Raw genomic sequence first — 16,470 nt, forward strand, 5'->3', positions numbered from 1 at the left:
ATATTGTTAATATGATTATCGATTATATACTATGTGGGGGTTTTACTTTGAAGGGAAGAGATGTTGTTTTAGGTTTATTAATGGAAAAGGAATTGTCTGGTTACGATATTAAAATTGTGTTTGAAGACGTATTTACTCATTTTTTTGATGGAAGTTTTGGAATGATTTATCCAACGTTACGACAATTGGAGAATGAGGGGAAAATAAAAAAAGAAGTTGTCATGCAAGAGGGAAAACCGAATAAGAAAATGTACTTTATTACAGATGAGGGGCGTGAAGAATTTTATCAATACATGCAGACGCCTGTAGAGAAGGATGTTTTACGTTCGGATTTTTTAATGAGAATGTATTTTGGTAACTATAGTGATGATGTAACAATAAAAAAATGGATTAAAGATGAAATTGAAAGAAAAGAAGCGTACATTGCAGATCTTCGATTGAAATATGAAAAGTGGAGAGTAGGTATTACTTTCGTCGAAGAAATTTCACTAGATGTAGGTATTGCATCGTATAGTGCACAAGTGGAGACTTTGAAGAAAAAATTAGAAGAGTTAGAGGCGAAAGAAAACAATAAAACAGAAGAATGAAAAACGCGTTCACAATAAATAAAGGGGTATATAAAGATGGAGCAAACAAAGGGTATTAAGATTGTCTTTTTAATGTGTCTAGGTATCTTTCTTTGTATGATTGATACGACAATTATGAATATAGCTTTACCGGCAATACAATCGAGTGTAAATACTTCATTAGAAAAGATGTCTTGGGTATTAAATGTTTATACAATGACGATTGCAGTACTCGCCATTCCGTTAGGGCGGATAGCTGATATCTTTGGAAAAGCAAAGATGTATATTCTTGGTTTGGTGATTTTTGGTGGTGGATCGGTACTTTGCGCTTTTGCTAATACAGGTGATTTTCTTATTTTTTCTCGTTTTATACAAAGTATTGGGGCAGCGATTTTATTTCCAACAAGTATGGTAATTGGTGTATCAGCTATGCCATTAGCTAAGAGGCATGTTGCGCTTGCGATTTTAGGAGTAACACAAGGATTGTCAGCTGCTATGGGACCAGTGATAGGTGGAATTATTACGCAAAATTTAGGATGGAGATGGGTGTTCTTCGTTAATGTTCCGGTTTGTATAATAGGAATCGTGTTATGTTGCATCATGCTACAAATAAAAAATGAAGAACGTATTATCTCAAAAATAGATTGGATAGGACTACTATTAAGTAGCACAGCAATTTTTTCATTTACTCTCATATTAGTAAAAGGTAATACATGGGGATGGCAAAGTAATATTGCTTTGTCTTGTTATGCAATTAGCACTATTTCTCTTATTCTATTTGTTTTAGTAGAACGAAAGATTCATAACCCAATGGTGAATTTAAAGTTATTTCAAGATCGAATGTTTGTCGGAGCGTCTATCGTTGTTATATTAAGTAATTTATTTTTAATTGGAGTTACTGTATTGCTTCCAACGTTCTTGACGAAACTACAAGGTCGGACGGAAATTGAAGCGGCTTTTTTAGTGACACCTATTTCAGCAATGATATTTTTAATCTCACCAGTTGCAGCAACTTTAATTAAAAAACTCGGAAAAGTAACTATTATTTTGTCAGGATTTCTTGTTATGGGGCTTTCCTACTATTGGTTGCAAATGATTGATGTTAATTCAACAAATATAGAATTTATTATTCCATGTATGATATTAGGTGTTGGATATGGTTTAGTAGTGGGGCCAATTACAGTTTTAAGTGCGTCTTCGTTTGAAGGAGAATTATTAACTGCTTCTCAAAGTGTTGTATCAATGTTACGACAAGTTGGAATTGTATTGGCGGTCGCAATATTTGTCTCTAACTTAACTCACAATTTAACTGTAAATAAAGAAAAAGTATATCGTTATGCAGAAGAAAAGGTGCGGAATATTCATGTGAATAGTACTGAGCAAACTGAAATTTTACAAATGACTAAAGAAAAAATAGAGAATCAAAGTTTAGAGTCAAATATAAATAAGAAACAAAATGCAATGACAATAGGATTAAGTAAAGAGAAGAAGGAAGAATTGATTCGCAACAAGACGGATGAAATATTAAGAAAAGTTCCAGTAGAATATAGGGATGTAAAAAGAGAAGAAGTTATGAGGCAAGTGACAAAAGAAGTTGAAAAACAAGAGGAAAGTATAAAGAAAGAGGTACTCACATTTTCAAATGATGTGAATCATTATGCCAAGAATCAGATGGCTATGAGTTTTACAGATTTATATAAAGCAAGTGTGCCAATTATTTTAATTTGTGCTTTCGTAAGTTTGTTGTTTTGGGAAGGAAAAGCTTTGAGTAAAAAGAGAAGGGGAAGATTAGTAGAAGAAGCGTAAAGAAAACAGGCTATAGCAGCCTGTTTTTTTTATTGTTTCCTCCTTGCATATTGTGAATAGTAGTATTTTTAATATAGCATGGGATAAGTCGAGTATGATTAGAAAGTTTTTTAGAATGAAAGGGATGAATGGAAAATGCCATTGAATATGTAACGTTATACATAGTACATTAACAAGAGGGCTTAATTTTAAAAGGAGGATGGGGAATTGCTAGATAAGGCAGGGGCTTTAATAGATAATCATGTGTACACAGAAGAAGAGCAACAAAAACTATACAAACGAACGTTAATAATCGTCAGCATTTCACAAATGTTTGGCGGTGCAGGACTAGCTGCTGGTATTACAGTGGGAGCACTTCTTGCGCAGCAAATGCTTGGAACAGATGCATTTGCAGGATTACCAACTGCTATGTTTACATTGGGATCGGCATTAGCAGCTTTCATAGTAGGGAAGCTTTCGCAACGATATGGACGCCGGATAGGTCTTGCAACAGGGTTTATAGTAGGTGGATTTGGAGCAATTGGTGTTGTAATGGCAGCTTTAACAAATAGTATTATTCTTTTACTTATTTCTTTACTCATATATGGTGCCGGTACAGCCACGAATCTACAAGCTCGTTATGCAGGTACAGATTTAGCAGATAAGAAGCAGAGAGCAACGGCTGTTAGTATTACGATGGTAATGACGACTTTCGGTGCAGTTGCAGGACCAAATTTAGTAGGGGTAATGGGAAGTTTTGCTCATTCAATTGGAGTTCCTAAACTTGCAGGTCCGTTCATACTATCGGCAGCAGCATTTATACTGGCGGGTCTAGTTCTTTTTGTTATGCTTCGTCCAGATCCGTTAATTATTGCTAACATAATAGAAAGATATAAACAGGAACATACATATAAAGGGCAACCAATAACAGAAGAAGCGAAAGAAAATAAACGAGGTATTACAGTTGGAGCAATCGTAATGATACTTACGCAAATAGTGATGGTTGCGATTATGACGATGACGCCAGTTCATATGGGACACCACGGTCACGGTTTAAGTGCAGTAGGACTTGTGATAGGTTTTCATGTAGGTGCAATGTATCTTCCATCTCTCATTACAGGAATGTTAATTGATAAAATTGGCCGAACTACAATGAGTATAGCTGGTGGAGTGATTTTACTTGCAGCGGGTGTCATAGCTGCGATAGCGCCAAGTGATTCTTTATTATTATTAATCGTTGCTCTTTCTTTACTTGGGCTAGGATGGAACCTCGGATTGATAAGTGGTACAGCACAAATCGTTGATTCCACAACACCGTCTACACGTGCTAAAACACAAGGGAAAATAGATGTTTGTATTGCGCTAGCTGGAGCTTCTGGTGGAGCGATGTCAGGTATGGTAGTAGCGAATTCAAGTTATGCGGTATTGTCATTGGCTGGAGGCGTGTTAGCGTTATTACTTATTCCTGTTGTGATATGGTCTCGAAAAGGGGCAAGAAATTAAATGAAAAAGAGGTTCTAGTTACTGACTAGAGCCTCTTTTTATACACTTAAATTAAATTCCACTCTACAATAAGCCCTAAATGCGTAAGTCCGCCACCAAATCCGTATAGTAAAAGTGTGTCTCCGTTATTTAATTTTCCTTCTTTTATAGCTAAATTTAAAGCGAGTGGAATGGTGACTGAAGAGGTATTCCCCATATATTCCACGCTCGTTAATGTTTTTTGTATTGGAATTTGAGATTTTTCGCAAATAGATTCGATCATTCGTAAGTTAGCGCTGTGGGGTATGAACCAGTCTATATCATCTACTGGCATATTTGCGGTATGTAATAAATTTTTTATGCCTTTTGGCACTGTGTGTGTTGCCCATTTATATACTTCTCTTCCATTTTGAACGATTTTTTCATTTGTTTGCAGTGGTGTGCCATTCATAGTAGTAGATAAGTTTGTTCTGTATAGATGAATGCCGCCATTACCGTTTGTTCCCATGTGAGCAGCGATAAAGCTTTGGGTGTTTTCATCTCTTTCTAATAAAATAGCTCCAGCACCATCACCGAATAAAATACAGGTCGTTCTATCGGTATAATCAGTAACTTTAGATAATGTCTCTGTCGCTACGACAAGTACTTTTTTATGTGATCCAGAAGTGATTAAGCTATTACCGACGTGTAGTCCATATGTAAAACCAGCACAAGTTACATTTAAATCAAAAGCTATTGTATGAGGTATGTTGAAGTATTGTTGTATTTGGCAAGCAACACTAGGAAAAACGTAATCAGCAGTAGTAGTAGCGACAATGATACAGTCGACATCTTCTAAGTTTTTCTTATATGTTGTACATAAATTTTCAATCGCTTTAATGGCTAAGTTTGAGGAGTATTCTTCTTCGCTAGCGATTCTTCTTTCACTAATTCCTGTTCTTTGTACAATCCATTCATCATTCGTATGGACCATCTTTTCTAAATTGTTATTAGACAATATTTGATCTGGAACATAAGTACCAATTGCAGTAATACGAGATTTAGAATGCATAGGAACATCTCCTAATTTTTATTTTTATAACCTGATACTGATATCAGGTTATAAAAATGTCAATATAGATTTTTGGTGTATTGAACGACTTAACTTACTATGAAGGGATTTATCGAGTGTTGTAAAAATAATATAAGAGAAGTTTCTAAAATTGATAATTGCTTTTGTTATTTTTGTTGTGAGAAAAACTCGCAAAAAATGACGATTAAAGTAAAAATATAAAGATTTTCTTTAGCGTGATATAGGTTGTTAAACCTTGTGAAGGCGAATTACTTATGCTACACTTTATGTAACTTAAAATGAACGGAGGGGCTTCCTTTGATCTTAATCAGATTACGTCTCAATACTTTGTGCCAATAATTGAATAGCGCTCAAAGGCTCTGTCTGTGTACAGAGTGAACGGGATTGGTCTGCCTATTTTAAAGGAACCCTTTATTAAGCTTATATGTGAAAAAGAGGGAGGGACGAATACGCCCTCTTTTTGTTTTGCCTTTATAAATAGAATGGGATTGTATAGGTGAACACTTATTGTGGATACGTATATAATCTTGGGACTTTTTGACTATGAGATAGGATGAAAGCATAGCTTTCTTCTATTTCTTTGGTGAACCCTTATCCGTTTACGAAAACACAGGCAGCGACCTGTGTTTTTTATTTTACGTAATCGAAATGGAGGAATAAATATATGGAAGAAGTATTACAAAGAGCAGTTTTAGTTGGAGTAAATTTAGGTAATGAAGGTGATTTTGCATATTCGATGGAAGAGTTAACAAATCTTGCGGAAGCTTGTGATGTAGAGGTAATTGGGCAAGTAACGCAAAATTTACAACGAGTAAATCCGTCGCATTATATCGGAAAAGGAAAGATTGAAGAAGTAGCAGCGTATGTAAAAGAAATAGATGCGAATATGGTCATCTTTAATGATGAATTATCTCCTTCACAAATTCGAAATTTAGAAGAGGATTTAGATTGTAAGGTAATTGATCGTACCATTTTAATTTTAGATATTTTTGCGCAACGTGCGAAAACGAAAGAAGCACAGCTACAAGTAGAAGTAGCACACCTTCAGTACATGATGCCTCGTTTAATCGGTCTTCGTGAATCGTTAGGAAGACAGAGCGGCGGCGTTGGTACGAAAAATAAAGGTGTCGGTGAGAAGAAGTTAGAGTTAGATCGTCGTAAAATTGAAGAACAAATTTCAGTTTTAAATAAAGATTTAGAAGCGCTCGTTGCCCAGCGTCAAACGCAGCGAAAGCAACGTAAGAAAACTGAAATACCTGTAGTAGCATTAGTAGGTTATACGAATGCAGGAAAGTCTACGACGATGAATGCAATGCTTGAAATTTATAATGGTACAGAAGAAAAACAAGTATTTGAAAAAGATATGTTATTTGCGACGTTAGAAACATCTGTACGAAATATTGATTTGCCAGATAATAAATCATTCTTATTAACAGATACAGTTGGATTTGTAAGTAAATTACCACATCATCTTGTGAAGGCGTTCCGTTCAACATTAGAAGAAGTAGCGGAAGCAGACTTACTTATTCATGTTGTAGATTACGCAAATCCAAATTATGAACAATTAATTGATATTACAAATGAAACGTTAAAGAAAATTGGAGTAGAAAATATTCCAACAATCTATGCCTATAACAAATCAGATATGGTGGATGTTGAAATTCCGAAAGTACAAGAAGACCGCGTGTATTTATCTGCGAAGAAACATGTTGGAATTGAAGAGCTTGTAGAAATGGTTCGTTCCCATATTTATAAAGAATATACGAAATGTGAAATGTTAATTCCGTATGATCAAGGACAGGTAGTTTCGTATTTCAATAATCATGCACACGTTTTATCTACGAGTTACGAAAACGAAGGTACCAAATTAGAAATAGAATGTAAGACGAGTGATTACGAGAAGTATAAGCATTTTGCAATTTAATGTAAGAGGCAACCCAGTATGTGATTGGGTTGTCTTTTTTTGTACTGTTTTACCGCTGAAAGTTACAAGGATGCAAGCCAATGACGGGAGTTAAGTTATATTTCTGGAAAAAGAAATGAAAGCAGTATAGAATAGAAATGTTTCAAAAGTCAGAATTTATTACACCTACTGTAATAAATATATATTTTGTACAGAAAGGGGAGATTCACATATGCAGGCAGTTTCACACAAAAAAACTGTAGAAACACCGACAATATATCGAATTTTATTTGCGATTAGCTTTGGGCATTTTTTAAATGATTCGATGCAAGCAGTTGTGCCGGCGTTGTTTCCTATTTTGGAAAAAACGATGAATTTATCCTATATGCAAGTAGGGTGGATTGCGTTTGCTTTAAATATGACGTCATCGATTATGCAACCGGTGTTTGGTATGTATTCAGATAAGAAGCCATCACCATTTTTATTACCACTCGGTATGTTTTCAAGCATGCTTGGAATGATTGGACTCGCGTTTGCACCAAACTTTATTATTGTTATTATTTCTGTTTTATTTATTGGTTTAGGTTCCGCAGTTTTTCATCCAGAAGGCGCTCGTGTTGCGTATATGGCGGCAGGTGCAAAACGAGGGTTAGCGCAAGCGATTTATCAAGTTGGGGGAAACACGGGGAATTCCTTAGCTCCTATTTTTACAGCGCTAATTTTCGTTCCACTCGGTCAAATTGGTTCATTAGGTTTTACAGCATTTGCAGCAGTAGGAATTGTATTATTAATTTTCGTATCGAATTGGTACAAAAATGAATTAGCAACCGGCGCTGTAAGAAGGAAGAAGAGGGCTGCGCTTGAGGCGGAAAATGCAATTGTAAGTACACACATTAAATTCGTTATTATACTTCTTGTTTTTCTTACTTTTGTACGCTCTTGGTACGGTGCTGGTATCGGGAATTTCTATCAATTTTACTTAATAGAGCATTACGGTTTATCTATAAAAAATGCCCAGTATTTCGTATTCGCATTTATGATTGCTGGTGTGTTAGGAACTTTCTTCGGAGGACCGTTAGCAGATCGATTTGGTAAGAAAAATATCATCGTATTTTCAATGTTAGGTTCAGCGCCACTTGCACTGTTATTACCACATGTCTCACTTGTGTGGGTCGTACCGTTATTTTTATGTATCGGTTTTATTAGTTCAAGTAGTTTTAGTGTAATTGTTGTATATGCACAAGAGCTTGTACCTGGAAAAGTGGGAATGGTGTCAGGATTAATCGTAGGTCTTGCGTTTGGACTTGGAGCATTAGGTGCAGTAGTTCTTGGGAAATTAGCAGATATATATAGCCTGCAATTTATTATGCTATTATGTAGTTGTCTACCATTAATTGGACTCACTTCATGGTTACTGCCAAGTGATAAGAAAACGATAGAATAGGGGATGCGCTATGAAATTATGTGAAAACGTAACAGAATTAATAGGCGATACACCTGTCGTCCGATTATCTAAATTTATTCCGGAAGACGCAGCAGATGTGTATGTGAAACTAGAAATGTTTAATCCATCGCGCAGTGTGAAAGACCGTGCTGCTTATAATTTACTTCACGTTGCAGAAGAAAATGGTCTCATCAAACCAGGAGATACAATCATTGAACCGACAAGCGGGAATACAGGGATTGGTTTAGCGATGAATGCAGCAGCTAAAGGGTATAAAGCGATTTTAATTATGCCAGATAATATGTCAAAAGAGCGTATTAATTTATTGAAAGCATACGGAGCAGAAGTAGTTTTAACACCAGCAGAACAAAGAATGCCAGGAGCAATTGCGAAGGCGTTAGAATTGCAAAAGCAAATACCGAATAGTTTTATTCCGCAACAATTTGAAAACCCAGCTAATCCGAATATTCACCGCTATACGACTGCGCTTGAAATTTATGAACAAATGGATAGAGAGCTTGACGCCTTTGTTGCAACGGCAGGAACAGGCGGAACGATTACAGGGACTGGTGAAACGTTAAAAGAGAAATTACCAAACTTATATATTGCAGTAGTGGAACCGAAAGGATCTCCCGTTTTATCAGGTGGTGTACCAGGTCCTCATAAACTAGTAGGAACAAGCCCAGGGTTTATCCCGAAAAACTTAAATACAGAAGTGTATAACGAAATTATTCAAATTGCAGACGAAGAGGCTTTAACGACAATGAGAAACTTAGCTAGACAAGAGGGATTATTAGTTGGTCCGTCTTCTGGAGCATCTGTTTACGCTGCAATCATGATAGCGAAACGCCTAGGCGTTGGTAAAAAAGTTTTATGTATTGCGCCTGATACAGGTGAACGTTATTTGAGTATGGGGTTATTTGAATAAAAAGGATAGAAACACCTTAATAGTGAATAACTGCTATTAAGGTGTTTGTTTTATGGAATAAAGAGGGGGAGAAGAACAATGAAACTATTAAAACCAACCCATGAATATAGTGAGCATATTACAGCGTATAGACACGCGTTTTTACACTCAGGGGAACAACCACATGGAAGTAGTTCTTTACAAAACTTTGATTCTCTTGATGAATGGTTTGAAAAAGTGAGTAAACAAGAATTAGGAGAAAATTTACTAGCTAATCGAATGCCATCTAGTCAGTTTTTAAGTTTTGAAAAAGGAGAACTTATAGGTTTTGTGAATATTAGACATAGATTAAATCCAGAATTATTACGGGAAAGCGGTCATATTGGATATAGTGTCCATCCGAATAAACGTCGCCACGGTTACGCTACGAAACAACTAAAGCTTGCATTAGCTGAAGCGCAAAAATTAGGATTGCAGAAAGTATTAATAACTTGCGATAAATCCAATATCGGTTCTGCTAAAACGATTCAAAAGGTCGGCGGTGTGTTAGAAAATGAAATAGTTTCTTCTCGTACTGGTGAAGTTATTCAGCGCTTTTGGATAGAAATATGATGCAGTAGGAATTTGAAAAGGTAATGCAAGCTGTAATATCGAAATAGATAAATGGAATATAGGGGATTACTGCAATTTTAGGGGGAAATGAAATGGGATTAAAAGAGAAAGCGATAGAGATGTCAGAGATTTATAGGAAAAATCCGAAAGTAGAAGCCATTATTTTAGCGGGTTCAGTAGCTAGAAAGCTTGAAGATGAACATTCAGATATAGAATTACATATTTTATGGTCAACACCGCCGGAAGATGAGGATCGTAGGGCCCCTATTTATCATATTGATGGGAAAATATTATCGTATCATCCGTATGAGGAAGAAGAATGGTCGGAAACGTATTTAACGAAAGAGGGAATTAAATTAGAGATTAGTAACTTTTTAACAGAGACAGTAGAGAAAGTGATTTCGGATGTGGTGGATCAATATGATATAAGTTATGAAAAACAATGTATTGTATCATCCGTTCATGATGGTGTTAGTTTGTATGGAGAAGGGAAAGTGAATGAATTAAAAGAAAAAGTAGCGGCATATCCAGATGAACTAGTAAAACGGATGATTTCAGAAAATCTATGGTTAAGTAATCGTTGGCACAATCGAAAGGCGCTTTTAAAACGGAAAGATTGGCTTATGCTTTATGACGTTATTTGCGAAGTACAAAGGAACGTATTCGGTGTTTTATTTGGTTTGAATAAAATGTACGTACATCATCCAGCGTTTAAATGGATGCCTAATAATGTGGAACGAATGACTATTAAACCTGAAAAATTATATGAACGTATGGCGGACACATTAATAGGGAATCCAGAAAATAGTGTGCAGGAGTTAGAGTTGCTAATAGAAGAAGTGTTGCAACAAGTTCATACATACGCACCAGGAGTAAATGTGGATGAGCAAGAAAAATCTATTTTTTATTTTGTGAAATAGAAAACAGTAATAAGGGGGAAGTTATGGGTTTTTTTAATAGGTTTTTTAAAAAAGTTGAAAAAGTAAATGAGCAAGAAGCCACTCTTCATGAATTAAGTGAAGAATTGTATGTTGAATCACCGGTAGAGGAAGCGACTAGTTACTGGGTATCAATGGCACAAAATATAATTGTTAATGCTGTAAAGGCGGCTGACAATGATGTGGAACGTGCTTTCGTATTATTGAATTTGAAGAAAGGTGAGGCTTCATTTGATATTTTTTATCAAATAAATGGGCAATTGTATTTCTGGGATCAGCTAGAAAATGTGACGATAAGAAATAGAATTCAGAACGAGTTGTTACCGCAAGCTCCAGAAGTTTCAAATGCAGTAAATGAGCAATTTCGTGAAGCTGATCACCCTATAATTTCGTTCGCACAATTGCAGTTTGAATGGGAAACGAAAGCCTGGTTCTCACATATAATTTGGGAAGATAACCTTGCTGCTCAATTGCCCAAAACTCAAATTTTAAATGAATGGTTTCGTGTAATTAAAGAAGAAACGAAAAATAGACCACTGGATAGTGATGCGAAATTTTCTTGGTATCCATCAAACTCTTAAAAACTAATACAGATAGAGATAGGTTATGTTTCTAGATGATTTTTCTTCTGGAATAAGTATCAATAATACGTAATTCTTTTTCTATTGCCTGTTAGAATTCGTTATGTACTAATCTACTTGTTTTCTAAACTAAAACTTATATTTCAAATTTTTAAATAGATTGTAATACATAAAAATTCAAAATATAAGTTGACACTATTTTTAATGTGTGATAAAAATGATAGTAATCAATTCGGAAAATAATATTTGGGCAATGAAAGGGTATAGTAGTGAATATCTCCCTATTTCAGAGAGCTGATGGTTGGTGTGAATCAGTATATAGATTATTCATGAAGTTCGTCCTGGAGCATCTTTCATAAATCTCGCATTATGAGGAAATGAAAGACGGTAGTTTATACCGTTATCAAATAAAGTGGTGAAGATTGTTTCACAACTAGGGTGGTACCGCGATATTTATCGTCCCTACGTATTTACGTAGGGACGTTTTTTATTTAGGTCCTAACTTTGGTGTGGCTTCATAACTAGGGTGGTACCGCGATATTTTATCGTCCCTACGTTTTTGCGTAGGGGCATTTTTATTTAGGTGGTTTCTTAGTATTCTTCACAACTAGGGTGGTACCGCGATATTTTTGTCGTCCCTACGTATTTACGTAGGGGCGTTTTTTATTATTAGGGAGGAAGTGAACGTATTAGAAAAGAGTATTGATAGAACAATATAAATACCGAATTGTAACAAAGAAAAAGAGACAGAGAGGAGATTAATAAATGAATTCACAGCAATGGACATCGAAATTAGGTTTCGTATTAGCTGCAGCAGGTTCGGCAATTGGTCTTGGGGCGATTTGGAAATTCCCATATATGGCCGGCATTGGAGGAGGCGGAGCGTTCTTCCTAATTTTCATCGGTTTCACATTATTAATTGGTTTACCGCTATTATTAGCTGAATTTGTTATTGGAAGAAGTACACAAAAAGAGGCTGTTGATGCATATAGAGAGATTGCTCCTAAAACGTTATGGCCTTGGTTAGGTAAATTAGGAATTGTAACATGTTTCATATTACTTTCTTTTTACAGTGTTGTAGGAGGCTGGATTTTATTATATTTATGGAATGCAATTACAGGTAGACTATGGGAAGGAAATGGAGCATACGAAGCTACGTTTGGTGAAATCATTTCCAATCCATATTTAGCAGTTGGATCACAGCTATTATTCATTCTTATTACTATTTTCATCGTAAGTAAAGGTGTACAAAATGGTGTTGAAAAAGTAAATAAATATTTCATGCCAGCACTATTCGTTTTATTCTTTGTATTAATCGTTCGTGCACTTACATTAGATGGTGCTGGAGAAGGAGTTCGTTTCTTCTTACAACCTGATTTCTCACATGTAACATCAGAAGTTATTTTATACGCAATGGGGCAATCGTTCTTCTCGTTATCTGTCGGGGTAGCCGTTATGGTAACGTATAGCTCGTACTTACCGAAAGAAGAAAGCTTACCACGTTCAGCATTTTCTATCGTAGCATTAACTCTTGTTATTACATTACTTGCAGGACTTGCAATTTTCCCAGTTGTGTTCGCATTCGGAATGGAACCATCTCAAGGACCAGGACTATTATTTATCGTATTACCAGCTATTTTCAGTAAAATGGCATTCGGAAAATTATTCTTCATCGTTTTCTTATTACTATTCTTCTTCGCTACGATTACATCAGCAATTTCGATGTTAGAAATTAGTGTTGCGTCGTTAACATCAAAAGGTAAAGGGAAACGTGAAAAAATGGCCTTAATCGTAGGGTTATTAATCTTCGTTGTTGGGGTACCATCAGCATTATCATTCGGTATATTAAGTGATCTGAAGATTTTCGGAAAGACAGTCTTTGATTTAGCGGACTATGCAGTAAGTAACGTATTAATGCCACTTGGTGTATTATTAGTTTCTATCTTTGTTCCTTTAAAAATGAAGAAAGATGTATTAATGAAAGAGCTAGGTGTAAGTAAAAATAAAGGTTATAAACTATTCGTATTATGGTTATTCTTACTTCGCTTTATCGCACCAATTGCGATTATTATCGTATTCTTAAATGTACTTGGCATTATATAAAAAGAAAGGTGGCGTATCATACAAAGATACGCTACCTTTCTTTTTATTTTGCTCTTTTTTGCAATTCATTTACTGTTACGAACTGATAGCCCTTCTTAGATAAAGAATCTAAAATACCTTCAATCGTTTTTAAATTGTCATCAGACTCATCATACATAGAATGCAGTAAAATGATAGAACCTGGTTTTACATTTTTATTAACATATTTAATTTTATCAGCCGCAGATTTATAAAAAGTATCGGGCTCAAGATCCCATATAATCGTTTCAATATTATTTTTATTTAAATAATAGGGTAGTCCAATTAATTTTTTTCCGTTAGGCGGTCTAAAATCAATTTCGTCTGTAAATCCTGTTTGGCGGATTAATGAATTCGTTTTTTCTATTTCATCTTTAATAAAAGAAGGTGTTTTGAAAATCATTCTTTTATGAGAATATGTATGGTTTCCAAGCTGGTGCCCAGATTGCGCGATAGCTTCTCCTAATGATAGACTTTTCTCTAATTCATTTCCAATTAAAAAGAAAGTAGCTTTAGCGTTGTATTTATCTAGTAACGGTAATATTTGTTTTACATTGTTAGTAGGGCCATCATCAAAAGTTAAAGCGATCACTTTTTCATTTGTTTCTACGCGTTGTGTTAAATCTCCAAATAATTGAAAGCTTCTTGCGCTCATCAATTTGTATGTTCCGAATAATGCCGTGATAATAAAGAATAGTGTAACGATTGTAATGATAATTTTTTTCCTCATAACGTAACCTCACAATGATTTTTGATTCAATAAAAAGTATTATATCAAAATTAATTATTTATTGCTGAAAAAGTATGAAGATGCAAGGAGAGGGATTTTATCATATAATAAAATGCAAAAGGTATATTAGGAGGTGTTTATATGGCGATTATAATTCAATTGCCAGACACTGCAACGTCTCATGCAAAGCCAAGTATGGAAATGGCGATACTTTGCGTGAGGTAGACAAGTAATATACAATCGCCTATATGAGCTCGTATCATTTTTTATATTTGGCTTTGCACCTTATTGAAATGAACCATAAAAAATAAGGGGCGAGCAGAAATGAAATACGTAAAAGCTAATGCTGTTTTACCAGAGAGTTTAATTACTGAAATTCAAAAGTATATACAAGGTGAAACAATTTACATTCCGAAACAAGAAACGAAACATTATAAATGGGGTACACGATCTGGTGGAAGAAAACAACTAGATGAAAGAAATAAAGCAATTAAAGAAGCGTTTAAAAGTGGGATTGCTATTCATCAACTTGCAGAAGAATATTTTCTTTCTGGGGAAACGATTAAAAAGATTGTGTATTCTAAATGAGCATAAAAGAGTCTAGTTCAAATATTATTTTGAACTAGACTCTTTTTGCTTTGTATGTATTGGATATATAGGGTGTGAATGGGCATGATAATAGAAAAAATGAATCGCAATAGTATTGTATAGAAATGTGAATAGGAATAAAAACGTTATATTTCATATTACAGAAAGGTGAACACATATGAATCATCTTGGACAGATAACGATAGAACTTTTTGTTGGTTTTTTTGTTTTATTAATTGCTACTAAAATATTAGGGAAAACACAAATATCACAGCTAACCCCTTTTGATTTTATTTCTGCGATTGTAATCGGAGAACTAGTTGGAAACACTGTATATGATCCTGAGGTGAGAGTATGGTCTATTTTATACGCTGTGTTTGTATGGGTAATATTAATTTACGCAATAGAAGTAATAACACAAAAATTTAGAAGGACAAGAAAGTTCTTTGAAGGATACCCTTCTATTATCATTCGTAATGGGCATATTGATAGAGAACAATTAAAATCAAATCATTTGGACATTAACCAATTACAACAAATGTTAAGACAACAAAAAGATATATTTTCAATCCGAGAAGTTGAATATATGATATTGGAGCCTAACGGAAACATAAGCGTTCTGAAAAAAAGTAAATACGAATCTCCTACTATAAATGATTTAAGTTTAAAACATAAGCCTGTATACTTACCAATTTCATTAATTAGTGATGGAAAAGTAGTTAAGGATAATTTGAGGGAAGCGGGATTTGATGAAGGATGGCTTTATAAACAAATAAAGCAAAAAGGAATTACTAAATTTGAAGACGTATTATATGCGGAATGGAAAACAGATGATGGCTTCTTTTGTCAGGAAATGCAGCGGTAGAGAATAAGTGATATATGTAATGTTTGTTTCTAAGTTATCTTTTACATATCAAAAAACGTAATCATTGTATACAATAAAACTAGATCAACAATTTGTATGGAGTGATAAAGATGGAAGCGTTTATTAGAAGTGATCAATATAATTTTATAAAATCACAAGCTTATATTTTAGCAAATGGGCATGCAACGGCAAATGATAGAGGTGTTATTCAAGCGTTAAAATCGCTTGCGATTGAAAAGATAATACATGTATTTGAGAATTTAACGGATGAACAGAAAGATTTAATTGATACGGTATTAACAGTTCAAAATAGAGAAGATGCAGAATCATTTTTAATGAAAATAAATCCGTATGTAATTCCGTTTCAAGAAGTTACAGCACAAACATTAAAAAAGTTATTTCCTAAGGCGAAAAAGTTAAAACTTCCTGATATGGAAGAAATGGATATGAAAGAAATATCTTATTTAAGCTGGATTGATAAGGGATCAAGCAGGAAATTTATTATAGCGAAAAATGATAAAAATAAATTTGTTGGTCTGCAAGGAACGTTCCAAAGTTTAAATAAAAAAAGCATTTGTTCATTATGTCATGGGCATGAAGAAGTAGGAATGTTTTTAGTTGAAATTAAAGGTGATGTACCAGGAACTTTCGTTAAAAAGGGAAACTACATTTGCAAAGATGGTGTAGCTTGCAATCTGAATATGAAATCGCTAGATAAATTGAACGATTTTATTGACCGCTTGAAGAAATAACGAGAAAACCTCTAGTATTTAAACTGGAGGTTTTTATTTTTTGAAGAAGTAAAATAAGCTTTCTTTGTAAATGTAGATTTATAATGAAATTTGATAAAAATATCTATTATGATACAGTTGCTTA

At 34.5% G+C, this 16,470-nt stretch carries 15 protein-coding genes and 1 other annotated feature; of the genes, 13 read left to right on the forward strand and 2 right to left on the reverse strand.

Translation table 11 applies throughout. The features are described 5' to 3' along the window. Positions 1-47: 47 nt before the first annotated feature. The 3 genes from DN403_RS12330 (at position 48) to DN403_RS12340 (ending at position 3,854) form a co-directional block, all read left to right on the forward strand. On the forward strand, positions 48-587 hold the full coding sequence (locus DN403_RS12330) for a PadR family transcriptional regulator (protein ID WP_000678333.1): 540 nt from the start codon (positions 48-50) through the stop codon (positions 585-587). Positions 588-623: 36 nt separating this feature from the next. Further along, the gene (locus DN403_RS12335) at positions 624-2,372 is read left to right on the forward strand and encodes an MDR family MFS transporter (protein ID WP_016077877.1); all 1,749 of its coding nucleotides are present in this window, start codon (positions 624-626) and stop codon (positions 2,370-2,372) included. Positions 2,373-2,579: 207 nt separating this feature from the next. Beyond that, on the forward strand, positions 2,580-3,854 hold the full coding sequence (locus tag DN403_RS12340; protein WP_016077876.1) for an MFS transporter: 1,275 nt from the start codon (positions 2,580-2,582) through the stop codon (positions 3,852-3,854). A 46-nt stretch (positions 3,855-3,900) separates the two neighbouring features. Here DN403_RS12340 and DN403_RS12345 read toward each other — a convergent pair whose 3' ends face one another. Continuing rightward, complete coding sequence (locus DN403_RS12345) at positions 3,901-4,884, reverse strand: ketoacyl-ACP synthase III (protein ID WP_016077875.1); 984 nt, start codon at positions 4,882-4,884, stop codon at positions 3,901-3,903. Positions 4,885-5,569: 685 nt separating this feature from the next. Here DN403_RS12345 and hflX point away from each other — a divergent pair. The 7 genes from hflX to DN403_RS12380 all read left to right on the forward strand — a co-directional run bounded on the left by hflX (position 5,570) and on the right by DN403_RS12380 (position 13,393). Further along, positions 5,570-6,829: a GTPase HflX gene (gene hflX, locus DN403_RS12350; protein WP_016077874.1), complete on the forward strand. Its 1,260-nt coding sequence runs from the start codon at positions 5,570-5,572 to the stop codon at positions 6,827-6,829. Positions 6,830-7,040: 211 nt separating this feature from the next. Further along, positions 7,041-8,252, forward strand: a complete 1,212-nt coding sequence (locus tag DN403_RS12355) for an MFS transporter (RefSeq protein WP_001149399.1) — start codon at positions 7,041-7,043, stop codon at positions 8,250-8,252. Positions 8,253-8,262: 10 nt separating this feature from the next. After that, positions 8,263-9,180 (forward strand): cysteine synthase A, encoded by a 918-nt coding sequence (cysK, locus tag DN403_RS12360; RefSeq protein ID WP_000762276.1) that lies wholly within the window; start codon positions 8,263-8,265, stop codon positions 9,178-9,180. A gap of 78 nt (positions 9,181-9,258) precedes the next feature. Next, on the forward strand, positions 9,259-9,771 hold the full coding sequence (locus tag DN403_RS12365) for a GNAT family N-acetyltransferase (RefSeq protein WP_000771300.1): 513 nt from the start codon (positions 9,259-9,261) through the stop codon (positions 9,769-9,771). Positions 9,772-9,863: 92 nt separating this feature from the next. Continuing rightward, positions 9,864-10,691 carry a DUF4037 domain-containing protein gene (locus DN403_RS12370; protein WP_000523177.1) on the forward strand — a complete coding sequence of 276 codons (828 nt, stop codon included), beginning with the start codon at positions 9,864-9,866 and terminating at the stop codon, positions 10,689-10,691. 23 nt (positions 10,692-10,714) lie between these two features. Beyond that, complete coding sequence (locus tag DN403_RS12375) at positions 10,715-11,290, forward strand: hypothetical protein (RefSeq protein WP_000505549.1); 576 nt, start codon at positions 10,715-10,717, stop codon at positions 11,288-11,290. 244 nt (positions 11,291-11,534) lie between these two features. Further along, positions 11,535-11,757, forward strand: a binding site (T-box leader). 298 nt (positions 11,758-12,055) lie between these two features. Next, a complete protein-coding gene (locus DN403_RS12380; protein WP_001088185.1) occupies positions 12,056-13,393 on the forward strand; it encodes a sodium-dependent transporter in 1,338 nt (445 codons plus the stop codon). Positions 13,394-13,436: 43 nt separating this feature from the next. Here DN403_RS12380 and DN403_RS12385 read toward each other — a convergent pair whose 3' ends face one another. Beyond that, positions 13,437-14,141 (reverse strand): polysaccharide deacetylase family protein, encoded by a 705-nt coding sequence (locus tag DN403_RS12385; RefSeq protein ID WP_149185513.1) that lies wholly within the window; start codon positions 14,139-14,141, stop codon positions 13,437-13,439. A 324-nt stretch (positions 14,142-14,465) separates the two neighbouring features. On the opposite strand from DN403_RS12385, the gene DN403_RS12390 reads away from it, so the two are divergent. The 3 genes from DN403_RS12390 to DN403_RS12400 all read left to right on the forward strand — a co-directional run bounded on the left by DN403_RS12390 (position 14,466) and on the right by DN403_RS12400 (position 16,346). Then, positions 14,466-14,729 carry a CD3324 family protein gene (locus tag DN403_RS12390; RefSeq protein ID WP_000878325.1) on the forward strand — a complete coding sequence of 88 codons (264 nt, stop codon included), beginning with the start codon at positions 14,466-14,468 and terminating at the stop codon, positions 14,727-14,729. 178 nt (positions 14,730-14,907) lie between these two features. Then, positions 14,908-15,594 (forward strand): DUF421 domain-containing protein, encoded by a 687-nt coding sequence (locus DN403_RS12395; protein WP_001015968.1) that lies wholly within the window; start codon positions 14,908-14,910, stop codon positions 15,592-15,594. Positions 15,595-15,704: 110 nt separating this feature from the next. Continuing rightward, a complete protein-coding gene (locus DN403_RS12400; RefSeq protein ID WP_016077873.1) occupies positions 15,705-16,346 on the forward strand; it encodes a FusB/FusC family EF-G-binding protein in 642 nt (213 codons plus the stop codon). Positions 16,347-16,470 lie beyond the last annotated feature (124 nt).

The organism is Bacillus sp. AY2-1 (assembly GCF_008368965.1).
GTDB lineage: Bacteria > Bacillota > Bacilli > Bacillales > Bacillaceae_G > Bacillus_A > Bacillus_A thuringiensis_S.

Coding starts and splice junctions, on each gene's coding strand:
- DN403_RS12385 (WP_149185513.1), bottom strand. CDS start 14,141: ATGAGGAAAAAAATTATCATTACAATCGTTACACTATTCTTTATTATC.
- DN403_RS12365 (WP_000771300.1), top strand. CDS start 9,259: ATGAAACTATTAAAACCAACCCATGAATATAGTGAGCATATTACAGCG.
- DN403_RS12345 (WP_016077875.1), bottom strand. CDS start 4,884: ATGCATTCTAAATCTCGTATTACTGCAATTGGTACTTATGTTCCAGAT.
- DN403_RS12335 (WP_016077877.1), top strand. CDS start 624: ATGGAGCAAACAAAGGGTATTAAGATTGTCTTTTTAATGTGTCTAGGT.
- DN403_RS12380 (WP_001088185.1), top strand. CDS start 12,056: ATGAATTCACAGCAATGGACATCGAAATTAGGTTTCGTATTAGCTGCA.
- cysK (WP_000762276.1), top strand. CDS start 8,263: ATGAAATTATGTGAAAACGTAACAGAATTAATAGGCGATACACCTGTC.
- DN403_RS12370 (WP_000523177.1), top strand. CDS start 9,864: ATGGGATTAAAAGAGAAAGCGATAGAGATGTCAGAGATTTATAGGAAA.
- DN403_RS12375 (WP_000505549.1), top strand. CDS start 10,715: ATGGGTTTTTTTAATAGGTTTTTTAAAAAAGTTGAAAAAGTAAATGAG.
- DN403_RS12390 (WP_000878325.1), top strand. CDS start 14,466: ATGAAATACGTAAAAGCTAATGCTGTTTTACCAGAGAGTTTAATTACT.
- DN403_RS12395 (WP_001015968.1), top strand. CDS start 14,908: ATGAATCATCTTGGACAGATAACGATAGAACTTTTTGTTGGTTTTTTT.
- DN403_RS12400 (WP_016077873.1), top strand. CDS start 15,705: ATGGAAGCGTTTATTAGAAGTGATCAATATAATTTTATAAAATCACAA.
- hflX (WP_016077874.1), top strand. CDS start 5,570: ATGGAAGAAGTATTACAAAGAGCAGTTTTAGTTGGAGTAAATTTAGGT.
- DN403_RS12355 (WP_001149399.1), top strand. CDS start 7,041: ATGCAGGCAGTTTCACACAAAAAAACTGTAGAAACACCGACAATATAT.